Origin of the sequence: Rhodopseudomonas sp. (assembly GCF_013377015.1) — a bacterium.
In the GTDB taxonomy this organism is placed as follows: Bacteria; Pseudomonadota; Alphaproteobacteria; order Rhizobiales; family Xanthobacteraceae; genus JARJEH01.
Genome location: NZ_JACABA010000002.1, coordinates 614663 through 629156, shown reverse-complemented (window position 1 = coordinate 629156; position 14494 = coordinate 614663). Strand labels below are relative to the sequence as shown.

The following is a 14494-nucleotide window of genomic DNA, read 5'->3' as shown; positions in this document are numbered from 1 at the left end:
TTCCGCTGTATTGTGCCCTCATTCCGGAGCCGGTTTTCGGCTTTGGCCGGAATCATGGGGCAGCGATGGATCGAGACAGCACGATGAGAGAGGGCGAGGTCGCGGTCGAAGCGCCGCCGCCGCGCGACGCCGGACTAGTGTTTATCGGCCGGATTCGCACACCCTGGACCTCGCGCGACGACACTCCGCGGCAGGGCAGCCTCGAGGGGCCGGTGTGTCGGCTGGAGATTTTCGATCCGTGGAAACCGGCGCTGCAGGGGCTGGAGAAATTCGGCAATCTGGAAGTGATCTACTGGTTGCATCTATCGCGCCGCGATCTGGTGCTGCAGCGGCGGCACAATGAGGGCGAGCCGCGCGGCACTTTTTCGCTGCGTTCGCCGGTGCGGCCCAATCCGATCGGCACCTCGATGGTTCGGCTGGTCGGGATCGAGGGCGCAACCGTGCTGGTGCGCGGGCTGGACTGCCTCGACGAGACGCCGCTGCTCGATCTCAAGCCTGACCGCTGTCAGTTTTCACCGGCACCTTGATTTCAAATCTGCTTCAAGGCCGCGATCAGTTTCGCTGCGTTGGCTTCTAGCACTGCGGTGTCTTCCTTGCGGCTCGCTGCGGGCAGCAGCGCCACGCCGTCATGGCGCGGGATCACGTGCATGTGCAGATGAAACACCACCTGGCCGCCGGCGGCTTCGGAGAATTGGTGCAGCGAAATGCCGTTGGCGCCGAACGCAACCTTTGCGGCGCGGGCGATGGTGCGGGCGCCGCGCGCGACATGGGCGAAATCCTCCGACGAAACGTCGAGAATATTGCGCGCTGGCGCCTTCGGAATCACCAGCGTGTGGCCGGGCGCGCGCGGCATGATGTCGAGAAACGCGAATACGTGGTCGTCCTCATAGACCTTGTGACAGGGAAATTCGCCGCGCAGAATCTTGGCGAAGATGTTGTTGGGGTCGTACGCGGTCATGGCTGGTCTCCTGAATGCGACATCAACTTGTCGCCGCCGCGCGCCGGCCGGTCAAGACGCCTCGTCGGCGGTCTTGCGAAACGGCCCGGCTTCGGTGAGTTCGCGCGCGGCCTGCGCGATATAGGCGCGCTCATGCTTGAGGTAGTCGTCGACCGCGCGGCGCAGCGCCGGATCGGCGATGTAATGCGCCGAATAGGTGGTCTGCGGCAGGTAGCCGCGTGCGATCTTGTGCTCGCCCTGGGCGCCGGCTTCAACCGTGGCCAGCTTGCGCGTGATCGCAAAGTCGATCGCCTGATAATAGCAGACCTCGAAATGCAGGAACGGGTGGTGCTCGATGGCGCCCCAATGCCGCCCGAACAGCGTGTCGCCGCCGATGAAGTTGATCGCGCCGGCGATCCAACGGCCGTTGCGCTTGGCCATCACCAGCAGCACGTCCTGGCTCATGCTCTGGCCGATCAGCGAATAGAATTCGCGGGTCAGATAGGGCCGGCCCCATTTGCGTGACCCGGTCTCCATGTAGAATTCGAAAAACGCGTCCCAGGCGTCCTCGGTGATGGCGCTGCCGGTGAGGGCATGAATGGTGATGCCATTGGCCAAGGCATCGCGGCGCTCGCGCTTGATCGCCTTGCGGTGGCGCGAGGCCAGCGTGGCGAGGAAGTCGTCGAAGCTGCCATAGCCGCCGTTGCGCCAGTGAAACTGCTGGTCGGTGCGCTGCAGGAAGCCGTGACCGGCGAGGAAACGCCACTCGCTCTCCCGCGCGAAAGTGACATGGGCGGAGGAGGCCTTGGTCGCCGCGCACAGCGCCACCAGGCCGCCCGCCAGCGCCGCGCCGATCCTCTCGGCATCGACGCCGCCGCGGATCAGCAGTCGCGGCCCGGTCGCCGGAGTGAACGGAACCGAGACCTGCAGCTTCGGATAATAGCGGCCGCCGGCGCGCTCATAGGCGTCGGCCCAGCCGCGATCGAACACGTATTCGCCTTGCGAATGTGATTTCAGATAGCACGGTACGATCCCGGCGATCGCGCCGCCCTGCTTGGCGACGAGGTGGCGCGGCCCCCAACCGGTTCGTGCGCAGGCTGAGTTCGATGCTTCCAGCGCCGAAAAAAACGCGTGGGAAACAAACGGGTTGTAGAACGATTGCGAGCCGGCGCTTGAATCGCCTGCGGCGCCGGTTGAACCGGTCGGTCCTAGTTCGATCCCAGAACGGGCGCAGGCGTCCCAGTCGGCGGCCGGAATCTGGCCGACCGACGACACCGCTTCGAGCGCAATGTCCGAGGCGGTCATCAATCAGTCGAACCGGTCGCGGTGGCGCGCATTGCGGGGAGTGACCATCCGTTAGAGATTGTGCATTTCTTCCCGCCACTTCAAGGGCAGCGTTCGGGTCAAATCTCGGGCAGGAATCCCTCGAAAATCATCTGGTCGGCGTAGCGCGCGGCACGGTCGCGCTGCTCCGGGGTGCGCACCGTCCAGGTCAGCAGCGCGCAGCCGAAGATGTTGCGCGCGATCCAGGGCGCAGGGGCGGGCAGGTCGTTGACCGCATAGGCCACGAAATGTGGCTGGGTGCGAAAGCTGTGGCGTAGCGCCCGCATCGGGTCGCGCTGCGCCGCGTTGAGCTTTGCCCAATACGGATCGTCATAGCTGCGCTGGGCGGTGATGCCGCGCGTCAGCTTTGGCATCGCTTGGCGCAGCGCCAGCACCTGATCCGGATCGAATGACATTGCCGCCACCGGCCCCGAATAGGAGGCCAGCACCTCGGCGACCCGCGCCACCAGCTTGCGGTCGCCGTCGAAATGGCTTTTGACCTCGAGCACCAGCGGAACGCGTCCGTTCACCAGCGCGCAGAGGTCGGACAGCGCCATCATCCGTTCCGCAGTGTCCTTGAAGGTGACCTGCCTGAGTTGCGACGCGGTCAGCTCCAGCAGCGCGCCAGTGCCGTCGGTGAGCCGGCCGAGCGCGTCGTCATGATGGACCATCGCCTCGCCATCGGCGGTGAGCTGCAGGTCGACCTCGATGCTGAAATTGCCGGCGACGGCCGCCGCGATTGCGCCGGGCATGTTCTCGATCACGCCGCGGACCTTGTCGTGCAGGCCGCGATGCGCGACCGGCCGTGCCGTCAGCCAGCCGGGCGCGCGCATCAGTTGGCCTGATCGTTTGACGTCATGGCTCAGGCGACCTCGAACAGGCCTTCGACCTCGACCGCCGCGTCGGCGGGCAGCGAGGCGACGCCGACCGTGGTGCGGGCGTGACGGCCCTTGTCGCCGAACGCGGCGACCATCAGGTCGGACGCGCCGTTCATCACCTTCGGGCCATCGATGAAATCAGGCGTGGAGTTGATGAAGCCGCCGAGCCGCACCACCCGGACCACCTTGTCGAGATCGCCGAGCGCCGCCTTCAACTGGGCCAGCAGGTTGATGCCGCAACCGCGCGCCGCGGCATTGCCTTGCTCGATCGTGACATTGGCGCCGAGCTTGCCCTTGGCGATCAGCTTGCCTTCGGGATCGAAGCAGACCTGTCCGGAGACGAACAGCAGATTGCCGGTGCGAACGAAGCCGACATAGTTTGCGACCGGGCTGGCGGGCTCATGCAACAAAATGCCCTGCGCGCCGAGTTTCTGCTCAATCGTTCCAGCCATGCCAGTCCCCGTTGATTGCTGTATTGCCCGCATTCAGATCGATGCGAACGAGCGATCCTGTTTCGCCGATTGCGCCGAGACTTGCAAGCGAGGCCGGCTGTGATTCGGGCGCCACAGCGTCACGCACTTACCGCCGGTTCGGCATGACGTTTGGTGCAGCTATCGACTTCAATCGTGACGTGACTGAGACGTTGCAGTCCGGCCAAGCGCGCTTTGTAGAACGCGGGCGGGCGTGGTTGATCGGTTACGATCGAGACGATCGCGGCCTGGTGGCCGGGGCCGATCTGCCAGAGATGCAGATCGCTGACGCGGTCGCCGTCGATTTCGAGGTTTTGGCGAATGTCGCGGGCGGTGGCGTCGTCCGGGACGACGTCGATCAGCACCGAGCCGGAGTCACGCATCAGGCCGTAAGCCCAACTCGCGATCACGCAGGCCCCGATCAAGCCGACCACTGGATCGATCCAGACCCAGCCGAACGCGCGCGCCAACAGCAATCCGCCGATCGCCAGTACCGAGGTCGCGGCATCGGCCAGGACGTGGACATAGGCAGCCTGCAGATTGTTGTCGCGGTGATGCGCGTGGCCGTGATCGTGCGCATGGTGATGGGGCTCATGATGCTCATGATGCTCGTCACGGTCATGCCCATGCCCATGCCCATGTCCGTGGCCGTGGTGATCGTGATCATCACGCAGCAGCCAGGCGCAAACCAGATTGACCAGAAGGCCGACGCTGGCCACGCCGATCGCTTCGCCATAGGCGATCGGCTGCGGGTTGGCGACGCGCAGCAGGCTCTCGTAACCGATCGCGACCGCGATCAACGCTAGTACCACGGCGCTGGTGAAGGCCGCCAATTCGCCGAGCTTGCCGGTGCCGAAAGCGAAGCGCGGATCGTGGGCGTGGTGGCGGGCGTAGCGATAGGCCAGCGCGGCGACACCGATCGCTGCGGCGTGGGTCGACATGTGCCAGCCATCGGCCAGCAGCGCCATCGAGCCGAAAATCGTACCGCCGACAATTTCCGCGACCATCATGGCAAGCGTCAGCCAGACCACCAGCCAGGTGCGCCGTTCGTTGCGGGCGTGCTGCCGTCCCAGAAAGACGTGGTCGTGGGTCCAGGCCTCAAGCGAATCGGAATGCATCAAAGGTGTCCTTGGTTCGCGTCGGAGACCGCCAGTTTGGCCCAATGACCGACGATTTCCACCGGTTGAGCCCTAGTTGCGACGCAATACAGTAACAACTATTGTTTCTGCTTCATCTTCCCAGGAGACGACATGCGCCCGTCATGCCAGATTTCACGTTCTCGTGCCACCGCGCTGGCGCTGAGCGTCGCCGTGGCGGCGGCCGTTGGCCCGTTGAGTGGCGCGGCCCTTGCCGGCGCCAATGTCGGGTTCCTTGCGCATCAGGCGTTGTACGAGCTGAGCCTGCTGAAATCGCGCGGCAACACCTCGATCAACAGCGTGCGCGGCCGTATTCTGTACAATTTTTCCGGCAGCGCCTGCGAGGGTTACAGCTCAGACTTCCGCCAGGTCTCCGAACTGGAGAGCGGCGAGGGCAAGAGCACCTTGAGCGATCTGCGCTCGACCAGTTGGGAAGACGGCGCTGGCAAGAGCTACCGATTCAAGATCGACACCAAGATGAACGATGCCGATGCCAGCGAGGTCGACGGCGTTGCCGAGCGCACCGGCGATCACGTCACCGTCAAGCTGAAGCAGCCGGTGGCCAAGACCTTCACACTCGACGGCAACACCGTGTTCCCGACCGAGCAGATTCACCGCATCATCGCCGCGGCACGCGCCGGCAAACCGCTGCTCGAACTGGCAGTCTATGATGGTTCCGACAACGGCGAGAAAGTCTACAACACGCTGACCGTGATCGGACAACCGATCTCGGGCGATCGTACGGTGGCGGCTCCCGACCCGTCGATCACCGCGGACACGATGAAGTCGCTGACGCGATGGCCGGTCACCGTCAGCTACTACGACCGCGACGCCAAGGCCGATGCCGGCGAGCAGACGCCGGTCTACGCGATGTCGTTCGAGCTGTTCGAGAACGGCGTCTCGCGGGCGCTGGTCCTTGACTACAATGACTTCGTGATCGCCGGCGCGATGGGGAAATTCGACGTCAAGGACGCCGCACCCTGCAAGTAAACCGTGTGCATCACTGCCGCGGCTTGTCCGGTCCTTCATAGGCGATCCCCCTGATCACCGCGGCGTCGCCGAATTTCTTGCGCAGGTCGTCGATGGCGCGTTCGGCATGCGCGGAGCGAGCGTCGATCATGTCGGTGTCGCCGGCCTGTGACCCGGGTTGCAACGCGCTGACCCCGGTGCCGATCAGCCGGAATGCGGTGCCGTCGATTTCCTTGGCCAGCATCTCGCGCGAGATCGCAAAGATCTTTGCCGCCAATTGGGTCGGCGCGTGGATGGTCTGCGAGCGGGTGCGCTGGCGGAAATCCGCGGTCTTCAGTTTCAGTGTCACGGTGGAACCGGCGAGGTCGCCGCTTTTCAGTCGCGACGACACCTTCTCCGACAGCCGCCACAGGATCTTTTCCAGCGTGGCGAAATCGCGGATGTCGGTGTCGAAGGTGGTCTCGTTAGAAATGGTCTTGGCGCCGCGGTCCGGCACCACCTTGCGGTCGTCGATGCCTCGCGCCAGCCGCCATAGCCGCTGGCCCTCGGCGCCGAACTGCTTCATCAGCTCGATCTGATCGGCGCGTTGCAGATCGCCGATCTTGCGGAAGCCGCGCTGAGACAACCGTTCCGCGGTCGCAGGACCGACGCCGAAGATGAAGCCGACCGGTCGGTCGGCCAGCATCGCGCAGGCCTCGTCCTGATCGAGCGCCGCGAAGCCGCGCGGCTTGTCGAGATCGGAGGCGATCTTGGCGAGAAACTTGTTGCACGACAGCCCGACCGACACCGTGATGCCGATGTCGCGCTCGACCTGCTGGGCGAACCGCGCCAGCACCTTGGCCGGGATCATGCCGTGGACGCGCTCGGTGCCGGCAAGATCGAGGAACGCCTCGTCGATCGACAGCGGCTCGACCAGCGGCGTCAGCGCCTGCATGGCGTGGCGGACCTCCCGGCCGACCCGGACGTATTTCGCCATGTCGGGACGCACCACCGCCGCCTGCGGGCACAGCGCCAGCGCCTTGAACATCGGCATCGCCGAACGCACGCCGTAAGTGCGCGCGATGTAGCACGCCGCTGAGACCACGCCGCGCTTGCCGCCGCCGATGATCACCGGGCGGTCGGCGATCGCCGGATTGTCGCGCTTCTCGACGGTGGCGTAGAACGCGTCGCAGTCGATATGGGCCAGCGTCAGCGCCGGCAGCGCGGCATGGCGCACCAGACGAGGGGAGCCGCACGCGGAGCAACGCCGCGCCGCGATGTCGAGATCGGCGAGGCAATCGCGGCAGAAGCAATCCGGCCCGCCCGGCGCCAGCGCCTCGGCGCTCACCGCACGTCGCGCTCCGGCGGAAGCTCGTCGAGCGCCTGGCGCGCCGCCGCGATCGTGGTCGGGTCGAGTTCGGACGCGGCGGCGAACGCCCTCACGGTGGCGTCGTCGCGCATCACGAAGTCGAGCACGCTGGCGAGAAACTGCGGATCGGCAGCCGCCGATCGTAGCGTCTCCGGGCCAAGTCCGGTTTCGGCGAGAAATAGACCCAGCCGCTCGGGCTCTCCCGCAACGAAGGAAAGCGCCTGAACCGCCACGATTTCAGCCACTTGTCGGGCATTGTGCGCACGCTTTGTCATCGGCAATGTTTGCCTTTCCGTAACTTATAGTCTCTATTTTGCTGCATCATGCCCGAGTCACTGCGGCGTGGCGAACTGTATCGCTGGTCGCGGAGCCGGGCATTTTGATATTTGGGGATTGGAGGGCGGGATGGCAAAAACCGTCCTGATCGTGGAAGACAACGAGCTCAACATGAAGCTGTTTCGCGACCTGCTGGAAGCCCATGGCTACCAGACGTCGGGAACCAGCAATGGCTATGAAGCGCTCGACCTGGTCCGCAAGTTGCGCCCCGATCTCATTCTGATGGATATCCAGCTGCCGCAGGTCTCGGGCCTCGAAGTCACCCGCTGGATCAAGGACGATCCCGAACTGCGTTCGATTCCCGTGGTCGCGGTGACGGCGTTCGCGATGAAGGGCGACGAGGAACGGATTCGCGAAGGCGGCTGCGAGGCTTACCTGTCGAAGCCGATCTCGGTCGGCAAGTTCATCGAGACCGTTCGCCGTTTTATCGGGTAGGAGAGTTTCGATGTCCGCACGCATCCTGGTCGTCGACGACATTCCCGCCAACGTCAAGTTGCTGGAGGCGCGGCTGTCGGCCGAATATTTCGACGTGCTGACCGCAAGCAGCGGCCCTCAGGCGCTCGAGATCAGTTCGCGCTCCGAATGCGATATCATCCTGCTCGACGTGATGATGCCGGACATGGACGGCTTCGAAGTCTGCCGCCGGCTGAAGGCGAACCCGAAGACGCATTTCATTCCGGTGGTGATGGTCACGGCGCTCGACAGTCCCGCCGACCGCGTCCGCGGGCTGGAGGCTGGCGCCGACGACTTTCTCACCAAGCCGGTGTCCGACGTGGTGCTGATCGCCCGGGTGCGGTCGCTGACCCGTCTGAAGATGATGACCGACGAGTTGCGGATGCGCGCCATCACCTCGCTGGAGATCGGGGTGCAGGCGCCGGAACGCGAGGCGGTCGCCGATCAGGGCATGGGCGGCCGCATCCTGCTGGTCGACGACCGGCCATCGTCCTATGAGCGACTGGCGCCGATCCTGTCCGCCGAGCACGGCGTCGACGTCGAGCCCAATCCGGCGGAAGCGCTGTTTCATGCCGCCGACGGCAATTACGATCTGATGATCGTCTCGCTCGGCCTGGAGAATTACGACGGGCTGCGGCTGTGCAGCCAGGCGCGGTCGCTGGAGCGGACGCGGCAATTGCCGATTCTGGCGATCGCCGATGCCGACGACAACACGCGGCTGCTGCGCGGGCTCGAAATCGGCGTCAACGACTATCTGCTGCGCCCGGTCGACAAGAACGAATTGCTGGCGCGGGCGCGGACCCAGATCCGCCGCCGCCGCTACACCGATCACCTGCGCGACAATGTGCAGCATTCGATCGAGATGGCGATCACCGACGGTCTCACCGGGCTGCACAACCGGCGTTACATGGAGACCCATTTGCAGACCCTGGCCGAGCAGGCCTCGACCCGCGGCAAGCCGCTGGCGCTGATGATGCTCGACATCGACTTCTTCAAGTCGATCAACGACAGTTACGGCCACGACGCCGGCGACGACGTGCTGCGCGAATTCGCGGTGCGGATCCGTAAGTCGATCCGCGGTATCGATCTGGCGTGCCGCTATGGTGGCGAGGAATTCGTCATCGTGATGCCGGAGACCGACCTCAATGTCGCCGGCATGGTCGCCGAACGGCTGCGGCGCTCGATCGCCGGCGAGCCGTTCACGATCGAGAAGGGCGCCAAGCGGATCGAGGTCACGATCTCGATCGGACTGTCGACGCTGGAGAAGAAGGGCGAGCCGGTCGCCGACGTACTGAAGCGCGCCGACACAGCGCTGTACCGCGCCAAGCACGACGGCCGCAACCGCGTGGTCGCCGCGGCGGCGTGAGGCGTACGTTGCTCAGTGGTACCGGCTGCGCGAACTCCAGCATAGGTCGTCATCCCCGCGAAATCGGGGAGGTGAATTCACATTTGAAGTGCAACAGTTGATTTGAGCAGAGAGAATGCCTCGGCTGGGGTTTTGAAGTCGAGGCATTTTCGCGGGGTGTTGTTGTAGGCTCGGATGATCCGGGCAATTTGCGTATCTGGGATATCCGCCAGATTGGTCTTCCGAGGGAGCTGCCGCCTGAGGCGCCCGATGGCGTTTTCGACGCCGCCCTTCTGCCAAGGGGAGCGGACGTCGCAGAAATAGGTATCGAGGCCGAGTTGCTCGGAGAGCTGATAATGGAGGGCGAACTCTGTTCCATTGTCCAAGGTCAAAGTTTTCCGCAACGGCGGCGGGATGGGCGCCAGCAGTTCGGCAAGGCACTTGGCGGTGCGCTCGGCTTTGCGGTCGAGTGGATGGTCGATGAGGGTGAAGCGAGACTTCTGCTCATGGGCGACGAGCAAGCCCTGGCCGTATCGGGCGAACAACATGAAATCTGCCTCCCAATGACCTGGCGAGGCGCGACCGGCTGCATCGGGTGATCGTTGAGCGATCGAGCGGCGCTGCTTGATGCCGCTGGCGGCGCTGCCGCCCCGTTGACCAAGACGTCCGCGCCGGGATTTGTGACGCGGCAGCAGCCGATGCCAATAGTCTTTTTGGGCCGAGCGATGATAGGCGAAGCGGTAGATTGACTCGTGACTGATGACGGTGTGACCGTATTCGAGCGTCAGTCGTCCGGCGATCTGCTCGGGAGAATGTCCCATCGCAAGGCGGTCTCTCACCAGATTTTGCAGGTCCGGCTGGCGCGCCAATTTGAAACGTCCATCCCAACGTCGGCGACGCTCCGCCAGCTTCTGAGCTCTCACCGGAGCATAACCGCCCGGCCACATCTTGGTGGCTCGGCCGTTGCGCTTAAGCTCTCGGCCGATCGTTGAACCCGCCCGTCCAAGGGCAAGGCCGATGGCTCGCATGGTTTCACCGGCTGCATGCAGTCGATAAATTTCGATCCGCTCTTCAAGGCTGAGCTGGCCGTAACATTGTCCCATCGCAACAACACCCTAGCAGGTATTGCACTTGTTCTGTGAACTCAGGGGATCCAGTACGCCGCCACTCGTGTGATGGATCGCGAACGCTCTGCAATACTGGGTCGCCCGCTTTCGAGGGCGATGACATCAGCAGGAGCTCTGGAGCGCGCGCGCTCAAACAAAACGGGGCTGCAAGGCCCCGTTGGAAATCCTTCAGCAGCTGAAAGGAGCGCTTACTTGATCTTGGATTCCTTAAACTCGACGTGCTTGCGCGCGACCGGGTCGTACTTCTTCTTGACCATCTTGTCGGTCATGGTGCGCGAGTTCTTCTTCGCGACGTAATAGAAGCCGGTGTCGGCTGTGGAGACGAGCTTGATCTTGATGGTGACCGCTTTGGCCATGTCGAACCCTCAAATGTCGGAAAGCAAGCGAGGTCGAACGTCAGGACCCGCGATTGCGCGCAACCTAGCCTCGAATGGGCCAAAGTCAAGGTTTTCGCAGCCGGTAATCCGGTGAATTTGCCGCGAATCGGTGCCAAATCGCGGTCGCCGCGCTAGCTCAGGCGGTGCCGGCCAACAGCTCCATCTGCATCTTGCCGCCGAAGAAGTGAAAGAACGGCACCGGCGCGTCGTGCCGCAACGGCCCGGCGGCGAGGCGCTTTTCCAGCTCAAACAGCACCTTCTTGGTCATCGGGTGCAGGTCCGCCAACGGCCTGGAGCCGATCTCGACCCAGACCAGTTCGACCAGCTCGGCCTCGGGGTGGATCACGCCCTCGACGCGATGCGCGATGGCAGAGGCGTCGGCGGTGAAGAAGCGGGTGTCGAACCGCTTGATCCGGCCCGGCGGGGTGATGGCGCGGGCGATCAGGAACAGGCTGGAGGGGTCGGGCAACAGGCCGGCTTCGCTGAACGGTTTCCACGGCCCGTCGAGCCGCGCCCCGCCATTGTTGCCGGGGCGGCCGAGGCACAGCCCGGTCTCCTCGCAGGCCTCGCGGATCGCCGCCACCGCCAGCGCGCGGGCGCGCGAGGCGGCGACCTTCGGGCTGCCCTGCAGCAGATTGGCCTCGAGCTCGGGCGGGATCGGGGCGGCGACCGGAATCCGGTGATCGGTCCTGTCGACGCGGCCGCCGGGGAACACGAACTTGCCGGGCATGAACACCACATTGTCGTGGCGCTTGCCGACCAGCACTTTCGGAACGGCCGCGCTGCGGTCGATCAGGATCAGGGTCGCGGCATCCTTGGGGCGGTAGTAGGGGTGGTGATCGGCTTCCTTCTCGACCTTCTCCACCGTTTCGGTCCGGCTTTCCGTTTGGCTCATAGTGTTCCCGATGCCCCGTTTTGTTTTCTTGTTGCCGAGAGAACCGTGTCAGTTCTCCGGATTTTCTTCGTCGAAGCCGTGCATCCGGAACGCCCATTGCAGGCCGACCACCGCGCCCTTGACCGGCTGCAGCAACAGCAGCGAGGCGATCAGCGTGAACGGCAGGTAGATCGCCAGCTGTAGCGCCACGGCCGGCGCGTAGTTGGTTTCGATCCACAGCACCGCCGGCACCACGATGTGGCCGACAATGACGATCACCAGATAGGCCGGCAGGTCGTCGGCGCGGTGGCCCGTGAAATCCTGGCCGCAACTGGAACAATGATCGGCGGTCTTCAGAAAGGCGCGGAACAGTTTGCCCTCGCCGCAGCTCGGGCAGCGGCCGCGCAACCCGCGCCGCATCGCGGTCCAGACATTGCGCTTCTCCGCCGGCTCGGCGCCGGACGACCAGGTGACGGGAGCGCGTGCGACCACGGTCTTCATGATTTGCCCTTCTTCGCCTTACCCGGCTTCTTCTTGCCGGGCTTGCGATCCTTCTTGCGCGGGCTGCGGCCGGGATCGGCCTTGCCTCGCATCGTCGCCGGCGGTTTGCCGCCGGCGTCGCGGCGGCGGCCGCGCGCGGGAACCTGACCTTCGCTGAGCAATTCGAACCGTAACGCACCGGCCACTGGGGCTGCTTCTACCAGACGAACGTCGACCACGTCCCCCAGCCGGTGCATGGCACCACTGCGTGTGCCGACCAGCGCGTGGCGGGCCTCGTCGTAGTTGAAATATTCGGTGCCGAGCGTGCGGATCGGGATCAGCCCGTCGGCGCCGGTGTCGCTGAGTTTGACGAACAGGCCGGCGCGGGTGACGCCGGAAATCCGGCCCTGGAAACTGGCGCCGATCCGGTCGGCGAGGAAATGCGCGATCAGCCGGTCGGCGGTTTCGCGCTCGGCCTTCATGGCGCGGCGTTCGGTCACGGAAATCTGCGCCGCGACCTCGGCCAGCGTCTCGACGGTCTCGGTCTCCGGCAGCGCGCCGTCGCCGAGAGCGAGCGCGCGGATCAGCGCGCGATGCACCACGAGATCGGCGTAGCGCCGGATCGGCGAGGTGAAGTGCGCGTAGCGCCGCAGATTGAGGCCGAAGTGACCGTAGTTCTCCGACGCATATTCGGCCTGCGCCTGCGAGCGCAGTACCACCTCGTTGACCAGCGGCTCGGCGTCATGGCCTTTGACCTGCGCCAGCACACGGTTGAACAGGGCAGGGCGCAGCGCGCCGGCCTTGGTGAACGACAGATCGAGCGTCTTCAAGAATTCCTGGAGATTATGCACCTTCTCGACGCTGGGCTCGTCATGAACCCGGTAGATCAGCGGCAGCGCCTTCTTCTCCAGCATCTCGGCGGCGGCGACATTGGCGAGGATCATGAACTCTTCGATGAGTTTATGTGCGTCGAGCCGCTCCGGCACCACGACGCGATCAACGGTGCCGTCGGGCTTCAAGAGGATCTTGCGCTCCGGCAGATCGAGGTCGAGCGGGTCGCGTTCGTCGCGGCCGCGCTTGACGATGTCATAGGCGGCGTACAGCGGCTTCAGGATCGGCTCCAGCAGCGGGCCGGTTGTGTCATCGGGGCGGCCGTCGATCGCCGCCTGGGCCTGGGCATAGGAGAGTTTCGCCGCCGAGCGCATCAGGATGCGGTGGAAGGAGTGCGAGCGCTTGCGGCCGGAGGCATCGATCACCATGCGGACGGCCAGCGCTCCGCGCGGCGCGTTGGGGATCAGCGAGCACAGATCGTTGGAGATCCGCTCCGGCAGCATCGGCACCACGCGGTCGGGGAAGTACACCGAATTGCCGCGCCGGAGCGCATCGGCGTCCAGCGCCGATCCCGGCCTGACGTAGTACGCCACGTCGGCGATCGCCACATGAACGATGCAGCCGCCCTTGTTGCCGGGATCGGAGTCCGGCTCGGCATGGACGGCGTCGTCGTGGTCCTTGGCGTCGGGCGGATCGATCGTCACCAGCGGCAGTTCGCGCCAATCCTCGCGGCCTTTCAGCGTCGCGGGCTTGGCGGCCTCGGCTTCGCGGATCGCTTCGGCGGAAAAATCCTGCGGAATTTCGTGGGAGTGGATCGCGATCAGGCTGACGGCCTTTTCGGTCGCGAGCGAACCGAGCCGTTCCTTGACACGGCCGGAGGCGAGGCCGAAGCCGCGGCTGCGGATCAGATCGACGCTGACCAGATCGCCGTCCTCGGCGCCGCCCGCATCGGCCTTGGCGATGTTGAGTTCGCGGCCGGCCTGTTTCTTGTCGACGCCGATCAGCCGTCCGCCGCCGCCGGGCAGGGCGCGAAAAATGCCGAGGATTCGTGCCTTGGTGTGATCGACCACCTTGATGACGCGGCCGCGATAGGCGGCGAGTTTGTCGCGCTCGCTCGGCTTCTCGACATGCAGCAGGGCGCGGTCGCCGATCCCCGGCACGGCGCTGGGGGCGGTGCGCTTCGGCACATGGATGCGGATCTTCGGCGCTTCGCCGTCCTGCTCGTCCCATTCGGCCGGGGTGGCGATCAATTCGCCGTCGGCGTCGCGCGCGGTGATGTCGGCCACCAGCGTCGGCGGCAGCGCGGTCGGCTCGGCGATCTTCTTGCCGTATTTCTTGATCACGCCGGTGTCGGCGAGATCGCGCAGGATGCGCTTCAGCTCGGCGCGATCGGCGTTCTTCAGGCCGAATTCGCGGGCGATCTCGCGGGTGCCGACCTTGCCGGCTTGGGCGCGGATGAACGCCACGATGGCGTCGCGATCCGGAAAGCTGACCTCGCGTTTCTTGCTCACATCTATCCGTTCTTGCCGACGCTCTTCTTGGCGACAGGCTTTGGCTTGGCGGTCTTTGCCAGCGAGGTCTTCGCGGTCACCGGCGCGCGCGCCTTGCTG

General features: G+C 64.9%; 16 protein-coding genes. 4 read left to right on the top strand and 12 right to left on the bottom strand.

What is annotated here, in order from left to right:
- The first annotated feature begins 65 nt into the window (after positions 1-65).
- Positions 66-527 carry a tRNA (N6-threonylcarbamoyladenosine(37)-N6)-methyltransferase TrmO gene (gene tsaA, locus HXX15_RS11395; protein WP_296516143.1) on the top strand — a complete coding sequence of 154 codons (462 nt, stop codon included), beginning with the start codon at positions 66-68 and terminating at the stop codon, positions 525-527.
- A 2-nt stretch (positions 528-529) separates the two neighbouring features.
- On the opposite strand, the gene HXX15_RS11390 is transcribed toward tsaA, so the two are convergent.
- The 5 genes from HXX15_RS11390 to dmeF form a co-directional block, all read right to left on the bottom strand.
- Positions 530-958 carry an HIT family protein gene (locus tag HXX15_RS11390; RefSeq protein ID WP_296516141.1) on the bottom strand — a complete coding sequence of 143 codons (429 nt, stop codon included), beginning with the start codon at positions 956-958 and terminating at the stop codon, positions 530-532.
- Between the two features lie 51 nt (positions 959-1009).
- Positions 1010-2242: a GNAT family N-acetyltransferase gene (locus HXX15_RS11385; protein WP_296516139.1), complete on the bottom strand. Its 1233-nt coding sequence runs from the start codon at positions 2240-2242 to the stop codon at positions 1010-1012.
- A 98-nt stretch (positions 2243-2340) separates the two neighbouring features.
- On the bottom strand, positions 2341-3093 hold the full coding sequence (locus tag HXX15_RS11380; protein ID WP_296516137.1) for a glycerophosphodiester phosphodiesterase: 753 nt from the start codon (positions 3091-3093) through the stop codon (positions 2341-2343).
- Positions 3094-3122: 29 nt separating this feature from the next.
- A complete protein-coding gene (locus HXX15_RS11375; protein WP_296516135.1) occupies positions 3123-3590 on the bottom strand; it encodes a RidA family protein in 468 nt (155 codons plus the stop codon).
- Positions 3591-3709: 119 nt separating this feature from the next.
- The gene (dmeF, locus tag HXX15_RS11370) at positions 3710-4726 is read right to left on the bottom strand and encodes a CDF family Co(II)/Ni(II) efflux transporter DmeF (protein ID WP_296516133.1); all 1017 of its coding nucleotides are present in this window, start codon (positions 4724-4726) and stop codon (positions 3710-3712) included.
- A gap of 132 nt (positions 4727-4858) precedes the next feature.
- Here dmeF and HXX15_RS11365 point away from each other — a divergent pair, with 132 nt between their 5' ends.
- Positions 4859-5734 carry a cell envelope integrity EipB family protein gene (locus tag HXX15_RS11365; RefSeq protein ID WP_296516130.1) on the top strand — a complete coding sequence of 292 codons (876 nt, stop codon included), beginning with the start codon at positions 4859-4861 and terminating at the stop codon, positions 5732-5734.
- Between the two features lie 10 nt (positions 5735-5744).
- Here HXX15_RS11365 and HXX15_RS11360 read toward each other — a convergent pair whose 3' ends face one another.
- Both HXX15_RS11360 and HXX15_RS11355 read right to left on the bottom strand, forming a co-directional pair.
- Positions 5745-7040 carry a DNA polymerase IV gene (locus tag HXX15_RS11360; RefSeq protein WP_296516129.1) on the bottom strand — a complete coding sequence of 432 codons (1296 nt, stop codon included), beginning with the start codon at positions 7038-7040 and terminating at the stop codon, positions 5745-5747.
- Entirely contained in the window at positions 7037-7336 is a 300-nt protein-coding gene (locus HXX15_RS11355) for a DUF3572 domain-containing protein (protein WP_296516127.1), read from the bottom strand. Before HXX15_RS11355 ends, HXX15_RS11360 begins: the two co-directional genes overlap by 4 nt.
- Positions 7337-7466: 130 nt before the next feature.
- Here HXX15_RS11355 and HXX15_RS11350 point away from each other — a divergent pair, with 130 nt between their 5' ends.
- Both HXX15_RS11350 and HXX15_RS11345 read left to right on the top strand, forming a co-directional pair.
- The gene (locus HXX15_RS11350) at positions 7467-7832 is read left to right on the top strand and encodes a response regulator (RefSeq protein ID WP_296516125.1); all 366 of its coding nucleotides are present in this window, start codon (positions 7467-7469) and stop codon (positions 7830-7832) included.
- Positions 7833-7842: 10 nt separating this feature from the next.
- The gene (locus HXX15_RS11345) at positions 7843-9216 is read left to right on the top strand and encodes a PleD family two-component system response regulator (protein WP_296516124.1); all 1374 of its coding nucleotides are present in this window, start codon (positions 7843-7845) and stop codon (positions 9214-9216) included.
- 77 nt (positions 9217-9293) lie between these two features.
- Here HXX15_RS11345 and HXX15_RS11340 read toward each other — a convergent pair whose 3' ends face one another.
- The 5 genes from HXX15_RS11340 to rnr form a co-directional block, all read right to left on the bottom strand.
- Positions 9294-10298, bottom strand: a complete 1005-nt coding sequence (locus tag HXX15_RS11340; RefSeq protein WP_296516122.1) for an IS30 family transposase — start codon at positions 10296-10298, stop codon at positions 9294-9296.
- Positions 10299-10510: 212 nt separating this feature from the next.
- Complete coding sequence (rpmG, locus tag HXX15_RS11335) at positions 10511-10678, bottom strand: 50S ribosomal protein L33 (protein WP_011472688.1); 168 nt, start codon at positions 10676-10678, stop codon at positions 10511-10513.
- A 157-nt stretch (positions 10679-10835) separates the two neighbouring features.
- Positions 10836-11594, bottom strand: coding sequence for an NUDIX hydrolase (locus HXX15_RS11330; RefSeq protein ID WP_296516119.1), 759 nt, complete (start codon positions 11592-11594; stop codon positions 10836-10838).
- Between the two features lie 48 nt (positions 11595-11642).
- The gene (locus HXX15_RS11325; protein ID WP_296516116.1) at positions 11643-12074 is read right to left on the bottom strand and encodes a DUF983 domain-containing protein; all 432 of its coding nucleotides are present in this window, start codon (positions 12072-12074) and stop codon (positions 11643-11645) included.
- Positions 12071-14395, bottom strand: coding sequence for a ribonuclease R (rnr, locus tag HXX15_RS11320; protein WP_296516113.1), 2325 nt, complete (start codon positions 14393-14395; stop codon positions 12071-12073). The genes HXX15_RS11325 and rnr overlap by 4 nt, the downstream gene beginning before the upstream one ends.
- Positions 14396-14494 lie beyond the last annotated feature (99 nt).

Excerpts from the sequence above, each read along its gene's own strand:
- HXX15_RS11375 (WP_296516135.1), bottom strand. The coding sequence starts at position 3,590 with ATGGCTGGAACGATTGAGCAGAAACTCGGCGCGCAGGGCATTTTGTTG.
- HXX15_RS11385 (WP_296516139.1), bottom strand. The coding sequence starts at position 2,242 with ATGACCGCCTCGGACATTGCGCTCGAAGCGGTGTCGTCGGTCGGCCAG.
- rpmG (WP_011472688.1), bottom strand. The coding sequence starts at position 10,678 with ATGGCCAAAGCGGTCACCATCAAGATCAAGCTCGTCTCCACAGCCGAC.
- HXX15_RS11355 (WP_296516127.1), bottom strand. The coding sequence starts at position 7,336 with ATGACAAAGCGTGCGCACAATGCCCGACAAGTGGCTGAAATCGTGGCG.
- HXX15_RS11340 (WP_296516122.1), bottom strand. The coding sequence starts at position 10,298 with ATGGGACAATGTTACGGCCAGCTCAGCCTTGAAGAGCGGATCGAAATT.
- HXX15_RS11390 (WP_296516141.1), bottom strand. The coding sequence starts at position 958 with ATGACCGCGTACGACCCCAACAACATCTTCGCCAAGATTCTGCGCGGC.
- HXX15_RS11330 (WP_296516119.1), bottom strand. The coding sequence starts at position 11,594 with ATGAGCCAAACGGAAAGCCGGACCGAAACGGTGGAGAAGGTCGAGAAG.
- HXX15_RS11365 (WP_296516130.1), top strand. The coding sequence starts at position 4,859 with ATGCGCCCGTCATGCCAGATTTCACGTTCTCGTGCCACCGCGCTGGCG.
- tsaA (WP_296516143.1), top strand. The coding sequence starts at position 66 with ATGGATCGAGACAGCACGATGAGAGAGGGCGAGGTCGCGGTCGAAGCG.
- dmeF (WP_296516133.1), bottom strand. The coding sequence starts at position 4,726 with ATGCATTCCGATTCGCTTGAGGCCTGGACCCACGACCACGTCTTTCTG.
- HXX15_RS11345 (WP_296516124.1), top strand. The coding sequence starts at position 7,843 with ATGTCCGCACGCATCCTGGTCGTCGACGACATTCCCGCCAACGTCAAG.
- HXX15_RS11380 (WP_296516137.1), bottom strand. The coding sequence starts at position 3,093 with ATGCGCGCGCCCGGCTGGCTGACGGCACGGCCGGTCGCGCATCGCGGC.
- HXX15_RS11350 (WP_296516125.1), top strand. The coding sequence starts at position 7,467 with ATGGCAAAAACCGTCCTGATCGTGGAAGACAACGAGCTCAACATGAAG.
- HXX15_RS11325 (WP_296516116.1), bottom strand. The coding sequence starts at position 12,074 with ATGAAGACCGTGGTCGCACGCGCTCCCGTCACCTGGTCGTCCGGCGCC.